General features: G+C 64.8%; 6 protein-coding genes and 1 pseudogene. 5 read left to right on the top strand and 2 right to left on the bottom strand.

What is annotated here, in order from left to right; all coding sequences use genetic code 11:
• Window positions 1-3,288 (bottom strand): protein kinase domain-containing protein (locus ACLP4W_RS13270; RefSeq protein ID WP_442386576.1); only part of this gene is annotated, 3,288 nt, incomplete at its 3' end.
• 215 nt (window positions 3,289-3,503) lie between these two features.
• On the bottom strand, window positions 3,504-4,538 hold the full coding sequence (locus tag ACLP4W_RS13265; protein WP_442386577.1) for an AraC family transcriptional regulator: 1,035 nt from the start codon (window positions 4,536-4,538) through the stop codon (window positions 3,504-3,506).
• A 125-nt stretch (window positions 4,539-4,663) separates the two neighbouring features.
• On the opposite strand from ACLP4W_RS13265, the gene ACLP4W_RS13260 reads away from it, so the two are divergent.
• From ACLP4W_RS13260 to ACLP4W_RS13240, 5 genes and pseudogenes are all read left to right on the top strand, one after another.
• Window positions 4,664-6,142, top strand: a complete 1,479-nt coding sequence (locus ACLP4W_RS13260; RefSeq protein ID WP_442386575.1) for a flavin-containing monooxygenase — start codon at window positions 4,664-4,666, stop codon at window positions 6,140-6,142.
• A 50-nt stretch (window positions 6,143-6,192) separates the two neighbouring features.
• Window positions 6,193-7,137 carry an alpha/beta hydrolase fold domain-containing protein gene (locus ACLP4W_RS13255; protein WP_442386574.1) on the top strand — a complete coding sequence of 315 codons (945 nt, stop codon included), beginning with the start codon at window positions 6,193-6,195 and terminating at the stop codon, window positions 7,135-7,137.
• Window positions 7,134-7,964 (top strand): SDR family NAD(P)-dependent oxidoreductase, encoded by an 831-nt coding sequence (locus tag ACLP4W_RS13250; RefSeq protein WP_442386573.1) that lies wholly within the window; start codon window positions 7,134-7,136, stop codon window positions 7,962-7,964. Before ACLP4W_RS13255 ends, ACLP4W_RS13250 begins: the two co-directional genes overlap by 4 nt.
• Before the next feature lie 100 nt (window positions 7,965-8,064).
• Window positions 8,065-8,283, top strand: a pseudogene (locus tag ACLP4W_RS13245) (aldehyde dehydrogenase family protein); the annotation flags it as partial.
• A gap of 14 nt (window positions 8,284-8,297) precedes the next feature.
• On the top strand, window positions 8,298-8,643 hold a 346-nt coding region (locus tag ACLP4W_RS13240; protein ID WP_442386572.1), incomplete at its 3' end, for an alcohol dehydrogenase catalytic domain-containing protein.

The following is an 8,643-nucleotide window of genomic DNA, read 5'->3' as shown; positions in this document are numbered from 1 at the left end:
CCGCAAACGGTTACTGCCGGTTTGCGATCGCCGCGAACCATCCCCCACGGCAATGGAATCGACACGATGACAGCCGAACTCGGCGAGGAGCAGTTGTGCCTGCAGCGCCGACAGGGGTCTGCGCTCGCCGTCGATTCCCGCGGCCAGGTCAGCGGCCCGTCGGCATGCCTGCTCCCGATCAGCCGCGGAATCGCTCGCGGACAACAGGCGGATCCCGGAGTCCTCGTCGAGTTCGGCTGTCATCGTGTCGATTCCATTGCCGTGGGGGATGATTCGCGGCGATCGCAAACCGGCAGTAACCGCTTGCGGGAGCTCGACGCCCAGCCGAACGCGCTCATTGTTGATCCTTGCGGCCAGACGCGGCAGCCGCAGCTGCTGTGCGGCGGTCGCGCCGGCGGCCAAACGCTCGACCGCAGACCCGCGATCCCCCTGTGCTGCCTTGATCCGAGCACCGATCACATACCTGGCGGCCAGATAATCCACTATGCCACCGTCGGAGCTCAGCAGATCGCCCTCGTCCAGTAGGCCCGCTGCCTCGGCAAGGTCGCCCGTTTCGTAGAGCAATTCGCCGAGAAGCGCACCCGCGAGCCGCGCCGCGTGCGAGCGGCGTCCGACACCCGCGGCGATCTCGTACGCTTCTCGGAAGTTCTTCAGGGCACCTGGAATGTCGAGCTGATACCTGGCGGCGATGCCAGCCAAACAGCGTCCATAAACAGTGGTGAACGGTCCCATCGCCTCCTGGTAGGGCGCGGCACGGTCAAGCAGCCGGTGGGCGGCATCGAAGTCGAAGCGGTAGATGGCGGCGAACGCCGCGGCATTTCCGGCGACCCCGGGCACCCACGGATGCAAGGTGTCCGGTCTCGACATCGCCTCGGCCACTAGATCATCTATGCGCTCGATCCGATCAGCGAAGGCTTCGGCAACTGCTCGCACAACGTCCGCCTCAGCCCGCAGATCGGCCCGTGTTGCCTCGGCGAGGTCCGTGCGGCCCAGGGCGGCCTGGAAGCGGTTCAGCGCGACGTCGGTCAGCGCTGGACGTTGCAACAGGATATTCGCCCAGGCGATCACCAACTGGAGCCGAGGTCGCCCGACCACCAGATCGGGTGGCAATTTCTTGACGATCCCGAGCAGCGTGGTCATTTTCGATTGTTCGAGCAGTCTTGTGCCATCCAGCTCGACGAGATCAACCGCCTGGGCAGGATCGCCCGCAGCCAACGCATGGTCGACGGCCTCGTTGAGGTAGCCGTTTTCGGCGAACCACGCCGACGCAGTGCGGTGCAGCCCTTCGACCCGATCGCGCCCGTCACCTTCGAGCCGACGGCGCAGAAACTCGGCGAACATCTGGTGGAAGCGGAACCAATTCGGGTCGTCGTCGATGCGCTGCAGGAACAAGCCGCGCTGCTCGACCTCTTCCAGCATCGCCTGCCCGTGAGTCACCCCCGCCAGCACGCAGGCCAGCCCGCCGCAGGTCCGCTCGGTGATCGACGTCACCTGGAGGAACTCGCGCGCATCGGGTTCGAGGGTGTCCAGCACGTTCTCTGCCAGGAACTCGCCGATCACATCGCTGGCACCGGAAAGCCGGCGCAGGAGGCTACTCGCATCGCCGCCGCCGCGCAGCGACAATGCGGCCAGCTGCAGGGCCGCGGCCCACCCGTCGGTCGATGTGGTCAACGCCTCCGCGTCGGCGCGCGACAGTTGTAGGCCACCGACATCGTTGAGGAACGACAGCGCTTCGTCGGTGTCGAAACGCAAAGCACCGGCATCGATCTCGATCAACTCGTCTGCCATCCGCAACCCGCTCAGTGGTAGTCGGGCGCGAGACCAGCTGGTCACGATAACCTGCAGGTGATGGCATCCGTTGTCCAGCAGGAAACCGAGGGCAGCGCTGGTTCGGGTGTCGGACACGCGGTGCCAGTCGTCGATCACCACCGCGATCCGGTCGTCTTTTTCGTGGATTTCGTCGATCAGCGATGTCAACACATAGCGGCCGGCGTCACCGCCGTGCTCGTCCAGCACCTGCCCCAATGACTCGGCAAGGGCGGGACGGACCCGCCGGATCGACTCGAGTAGATGCGCCAGGAACCACACCTCGTTGTTGTCGTCGTCGTCGACTGTCAGCCAGGCGACCGCGACGCCGCCGCGCGAGAGTTCCTCACGCCACTGCGCCGCCAGCGTGCTCTTGCCGAACCCCGAGGGTGCGTGGATAAGGATCAACCGTCGCCGTCCGCCGGCGCGAAGGATGTCGGTGAGTCGGCTGCGGGCGAGCAGTGATCTGGCGGGAACCGGGGGACGGTACTTCGTTGCGGGTTTCGGGGGCGTCGTCGTGGCGGCGATATCCCGATGAACCGAGCGTGTCACGGGCGACTTTCGGTGCTCCACGCCCAGCTCGACGGGACGGGCCATCTCGTCGACGGTGACACCGTTGCAGCGCTGAATTTCACGGAGCTCGTCGCCGAATCCGGCCGCGGTCGCCGGACGATCCGCCGGATCCCGAGCCATCGCCCGTTCGATGATCGCGGCCACGTCAGCCGGCAGTCCCTGCGTGCGCAGGTCCGGGATGGGCTGTGAGGTGATTCGCAGGAACTGAGCGACCACCTGCTCGCCGGTGCGGCGCTCGAACGCGGCGTGGCCGGTCAGCGCACAAAACAGGGTGGCGCCCAGCGAATACACGTCCGATGCCGGCGTCGGCGATGCGCCTTCGAGCACTTCGGGCGCGGTGAAAGCCGGCGAACCGGTGATCACTCCTGTCGCCGTCTGGAAGGCCCCGGCGATTCTGGCGATGCCGAAGTCGGTCAGTTGGGGTTCACCGTAGTCGGTCAGCAGGATGTTTCCGGGCTTCACGTCACGATGCAGTGTGCCCGCGCGATGCGCGGCTTCCAGCGCACCCGCAAGCTTCACGCCGATGCTGAGCGTTTCGCACCAGTCGAGGGGTCCGTGCCGGCGGATCAGTACCTCCAGCGAATCCTTGGCGTGATACGGCATCACGATGAAGGGCCGGCCGCTGGCCATGACGCCGACGTGCAAAATGTTGATGATGTGCGGGTGTCCGGAAAGGCGTCCCATGGCGCGCTGCTCGCGCAGGAAGCGGGCGAGATTTTCCGGATCAAGATCGGAAGTCAATACCTTGACGGCAACGGTGCGGTCCAGCGCTGGCTGAGCGCAGCGGTAGACGACCCCGAAGCCGCCGTGCCCGATCTCCTCGATGTCGTCAAATCCCGCCTGACGCAGTTCCGCGGGGATGTCCGGGACCACATCCCGCTGTGTCGCACGCGGATCGACGTCGGCCATTGACGATCACTATCCTCGGCCGGGAGGCTTTTCACCACCAGTTTTCATCGACTGTTGACCCCACAATATCGCCGATGTTGCGACCGGGTACGCGATCGATGCCTTCGCCTAGGCGGGCGGATCTGGAGGCCGAGTGGCAGGCCGCCTCAAGAATCGCGCGAGTTCGCAATCAGACGAGCGCTTCCGGATAGCGATGGCGCGGCAGTAGTCGCAAGTTACCTGTGGGCCGACGACCGCGACACCGGTAGGTCGGCTCGGTACTGCCGAGGCGTCTTGCCGAACCAACGTCGACATGAGCGGTTGAGTGCGCTCTGTTCGGAATAGCCGAGCAGGACCGCGACCTGGCCTAGATACAACCCCGATTCGGCGAGGTACCTCGCCGCTTGATCCCGGCGTTCCCGCTCGATGAGGTCCTGGCATCGCACGCCCTCGGTGGCTAGGCGTCGTTGCAGCGTTCGTGGGTGCATGGCGAGTTGGCCGGAGATGGCCTCAGCGCTGCATTGGCCGGTGGGCAGCAGGCGGCGGGCCAACTCGATCACCTGTTCGGACAGCGCGGCGGTGCTTGGCAGGTAATGGGACTCCAGGTATTTCGTGGCGATGCGTCTGGTTTCCGGATCCGCGTTGTCGATGGGCCTGCCGGCCATACGGTGGGGTACCTCGAATCCGCACCACGTCTGGCCGAACCGCACCGTACAACCCAGCGCGTCGTCGTACGCGGCGTCCGGGCCCAGTTGGTCGTGCATGAATGAGATAACGCGGGCTCGCGCCTCCGGTCCGCCCAGAAGGCGGATCATGCGGACTGCGTTGGCCATGCTGAGCTCGTATCCCTGGAGCGGATAAGGAATTGCCGGATCGGTCACCTCGTAGCTGAACTTGACGGTGGACCCTGCGGTGGGTGGTGAAACAGTCAGCGTCAAGGCGGGCGAATGGACGTATAAGTAGCGCCCGATCGCCTCCAACCCGCCGAGCAACGTTTGAGCGTTCCGCGCGATCACCGCGATGGGGCCGAGGATGTCCAGGCCCTGCCAGCGCGAAAGGCGAAGTCCGAAGTCCGGACAATCGAGCTCGGCGGCGCTGGCATCCAGCATGCGAACGAACGCGTCCAACGAGACGAACGCGTCCTCCTGGTGTTCGATACCCGGCGGGATCTCGAAGCGCTTCAGAAAAGGCCGCGGGTCAGCGCCGAGCTCGCGCATCAGATCGCCGTACCCCCACAGGTTGGTGGCGCGGATGAGGCTGCCCATTTCGATCAACTCCCTGTGTCGGGAAATGATAAAAGACTGTCGGAAACTGTCAAGACCCACGACGGCGCCGTCAACGATCCTGTTACTACAACGTCCTGCGAGCACAGCAGGCCAGAGGCCCGAGGGAAGCCATGGCCGCACAACATTTCGACGTCCTGATCATCGGCGCCGGTCTGTCCGGTATCGGCACGGCCTGTCATGTGACGGCCGAGTTCCCAAACAGAACCATCGCCGTGCTGGAGCGACGTGAACGGCTGGGCGGCACCTGGGACCTGTTTCGCTACCCCGGCGTCCGTTCGGACTCCGACATGTTCACCTTCGGTTACAAGTTCCGTCCATGGCAGGACGTGCAGGTGCTCGCCGACGGCGCGTCGATCCGGCAGTACATTGCGGACACCGCGGCGGAGTTCGGCATTGACGAGAAGATCCACTACGGCTTGAAAGTCGTCAATGCGGACTGGTCTAGCCTTCAGAGCCGCTGGACGGTGACAACGCTTCACGAGACAAGCGGCGAAACGCGCACCTACAGCTGCAATTACCTCATCAGCTGCACCGGCTACTACAACTACGACGCGGGCTACCTCCCGGCCTTCCCCGGTGTGGACCAGTTCAAGGGTCGGTGCGTTCACCCACAGCAGTGGCCGGAAGACCTGGACTACACCGGCAAGAAGGTCGTCGTCATCGGCAGCGGCGCAACGGCCGTCACCCTGGTCCCGGCGATCGCCGGCGACGCCGAGCACGTCACCATGCTGCAACGCTCCCCGTCGTACATCTTCTCGTTGCCGGCGGTCGACAAGATCTCCGAAGTCCTGGGTCGTTTCCTCCCGGACAGGTGGGTGTACGAGTTAGCGCGCAAGCGAAACATTGCGATCCAACGTCAGATGTACCTGGCGTGCCGACGCTGGCCGACTCAGATGCGCCGACTCCTGCTCTGGCGGGTCCGGCGCCGCGTCGGCCCCTCCGTCGACATGAGCCACTTCACGCCGAAGTACATGCCCTGGGACCAGCGCCTGTGTGCGGTGCCCAATGGTGATCTGTTCAAGGTGCTGGCATCCGGTGAGGCGTCGGTGGTCACCGATCAGATCGACACCTTCACCGAGAAGGGCATCCTGCTGAAGTCCGGGCGCGAACTGGAAGCCGACATCATCGTCACTGCGACCGGCCTGAGCATCCAGATGCTGGGTGGCATGAAACTGTCCGTGGACGGCGAGGCGCGAGAGCTGCACGACCAGATGACCTACAAGGGTGTGCTGGTGGAGAACATCCCCAACATGGCCTGGGTTTTCGGTTACACCAACGCGTCGTGGACCCTGAAGGCCGACATCGCTGGCGCCTACCTGGTCCGGCTGTTCAGGCACATGGACGCGAACGGCTACGCGGTGGCAACTCCGCGCGATGTCGAGGACTGCGCGCTGGACGTCGGCATGTTCGACCAGCTGCAGTCCGGTTACGTGCAGCGCGGCCAGGACACTATGCCGCGCCAGGGGTCCAAGCATCCGTGGAAGGTGCTCATGCACTACGAGAAAGACTCGAAGATGCTTCTCGAAGACCCTGTTGAAGACGGTGTGCTGCGGTTCGGCGGGACATCCGTCGGCGCGGCTGTGGCCTGAGCAAGCTTGCCCGCCAATATATCTCGCTATCCCCTTATTGAGAGGTCATCGTGAAAGTCAGGAAGAGTGTGATCCGGGCCGTGCTCCGAGGCGCGCGACCACCGTTCGCGTCCCGCCGTATGGGCGTCGGTGGGCGGCGCCTCATGCTCGAGCTGCTCACGGCTGCGGCCCGCCCTCCCAAGGGCACCCGCTACGAGCGCGTCATCGTCGCGGGCGTCCCCGTCGAGCGGGTGCAACCCCCGCATTCCGCAACCTGCGGGACGCTGATCTACCTGCACGGCGGCGCCTATGCCCTGGGTAGCGCCAAGGGCTACCGCGGCCTGGTCGCGCAGCTCGCCGCGGCGGCCGGCATGACAGCGCTGATCCCCGACTACTCACGCGCACCCGAAGCTTCCTATCCGATTGCCCTGGAGGAAATGCTCGTGGTCTACTCCCGGCTGCTCGAGGACGGGCTCGACCCGAAAACGACCGTCATTGCCGGTGATTCGGCCGGCGGCGGGCTAACCCTGGCGCTCGCCATGGTGCTGCGCGATCGCGGAATCGCCGCCCCGGCCGCGCTCGGCTTGATCTGCCCCTGGGCCGACCTCGCCATCGACGTCGACGAGATGCGGCCGGCACTGCGCGATCCGCTGATCCTTCCGTCCATGACGGCGGAGTGGGCGCCGCGCTATGCCGGGTCCTCCGATCCGCGGTTGCCTGGCATCTCTCCGGTGTACGGAGATATGACGGGCCTGCCGCCGATCATCATGCAGACCGCCGGTGACGATCCGATCTCCGTCGACGCGGACAAGATCGAAACTGCCTGTGCCGCTTCGAAGACGGCCCTCCTCGACCACCGCCAGTTCGACAACATGTGGCACGACTTCCACCTTCAGGTCAGTCTGCTCCCCGAAGCACGCGACGCGATCGCCGACCTCGGGGTAAAACTGCGCAACCACCTCCCCACCGAAAGCTCCCAGATCCACACCCTCCGACGAAAGGTCGCAGCCAAATGAGCTCATTCGAAGGCAAAGTCGCCGTCATCACCGGAGCCGGCTCCGGCATCGGCAGAGCACTGGCCCTCAATCTCGCGAAGAAGGGCGCGAAGCTCGCGCTCTCCGACATCGACACCGACGGACTTGCCGAAACCGTGCGCCAGGCCAAAGCACTCGGCGCGGACGTGAAGTCCGACCGGCTCGACGTCGCCGAGCGGGAGGCCGTGCTGGCCTACGCCGACGCCGTCGTCGCACACTTCGGCGCAGTCAACCAGGTCTACAACAACGCCGGCATCGCCTACAACGGTAACGTCGAGAAGTCCGAGTTCAAGGACATCGAGCGCATCATCGACGTCGACTTCTGGGGCGTCGTCAACGGCACCAAAGCCTTTCTGCCGCATGTGATCGCGTCCGGTGACGGGCACGTCGTCAATATCTCGAGCCTGTTCGGGCTGATCGCAGTGCCCGGTCAAAGCGCCTACAACGCGGCCAAGTTCGCCGTGCGCGGTTTCACCGAGGCGTTGCGCCAGGAGATGCTGATCGCCAAGTATCCGGTCAAGGTGACATGCGTGCATCCCGGCGGTATCAAGACCGCCGTCGCCCGCAACGCTACTGTGGCCGACGGCGAGGACCAGCAGACCTTTGCGGAGTTCTTCGACAAGCGGTTGGCCATCCATTCGCCGGAAATGGCCGCAGAGGCCATAGTCAGCGGAGTCGCCAAGGGCCACGCCCGGGTCGTGGTCGGCTGGGAGGCAAAGGCCGTCGATGTGCTCGCTCGAATCACGGGCCCGTCCTATCAGCGGATTATTGCCGCAGCGGTGGCGAAGTTCTTCCCTTGGGCGAAGTAACCGCCGCGGCCGCGATGAAAAGTTTGGCCTAATGAGCGACGCAACTCGCATCTTCCGTCTCACGACAGGCGGAGCTCCGGTTACGCCGCAGGCGCGCGGTTTCTCCGCGGAGCGTGGAGTCGCCACTGCCGCAAACGATTCCGTGTATGGGCTCGCAGTGGAGATTTGGACCCGCGACATCTCCAAGGCACATCGAACCGCGTGGCAGCTCAAGGCGAGCCATGCCGTTGGGCGAGTACAAGCAATCGGGCTGGACCGCGAACTCGGCGCCTCCGGCATCGACCTCTACACCAGACCAAAGGCGTCGACATCGCTCTAGAAAGGGACATCACAATGAAAACCACTGCTGCAGTACTGCTTGAGGCGGGCAAGCCGTTCGAACTGATGGAGCTAAACCTTGACGGGCCAGGTTCTGGCGAGGTGCTGATCAAGTACACCGCCGCAGGACTGTGCCATTCGGACCTGCACCTCACAGACGGCGACCTGCCACCGCGGTACCCGATCGTGGGTGGCCATGAGGGGTCCGGGGTTATCGAGGAGGTAGGCCCCGGTGTCACCAAGGTCAAGCCTGGCGACCACGTGGTGTGCAGCTTCATCCCGAACTGCGGGACCTGCCGCTACTGCTCGACCGGCCGGCAGAACCTCTGCGATATGGGTGCCACTATCCTGGATGGCTGCA

This window comes from Mycobacterium sp., from assembly GCF_052145595.1.
In the GTDB taxonomy this organism is placed as follows: domain Bacteria; phylum Actinomycetota; class Actinomycetes; order Mycobacteriales; family Mycobacteriaceae; genus Mycobacterium.
The sequence above is the reverse complement of the archived record's forward strand: the minus strand, read 5'-3'. Positions and strand labels throughout refer to the sequence as shown.

What these genes read in the sequence shown, in the direction of transcription:
- ACLP4W_RS13260 (WP_442386575.1), top strand. Translation starts at nt 4,664, where the DNA reads ATGGCCGCACAACATTTCGACGTCCTGATCATCGGCGCCGGTCTGTCC.
- ACLP4W_RS13250 (WP_442386573.1), top strand. Translation starts at nt 7,134, where the DNA reads ATGAGCTCATTCGAAGGCAAAGTCGCCGTCATCACCGGAGCCGGCTCC.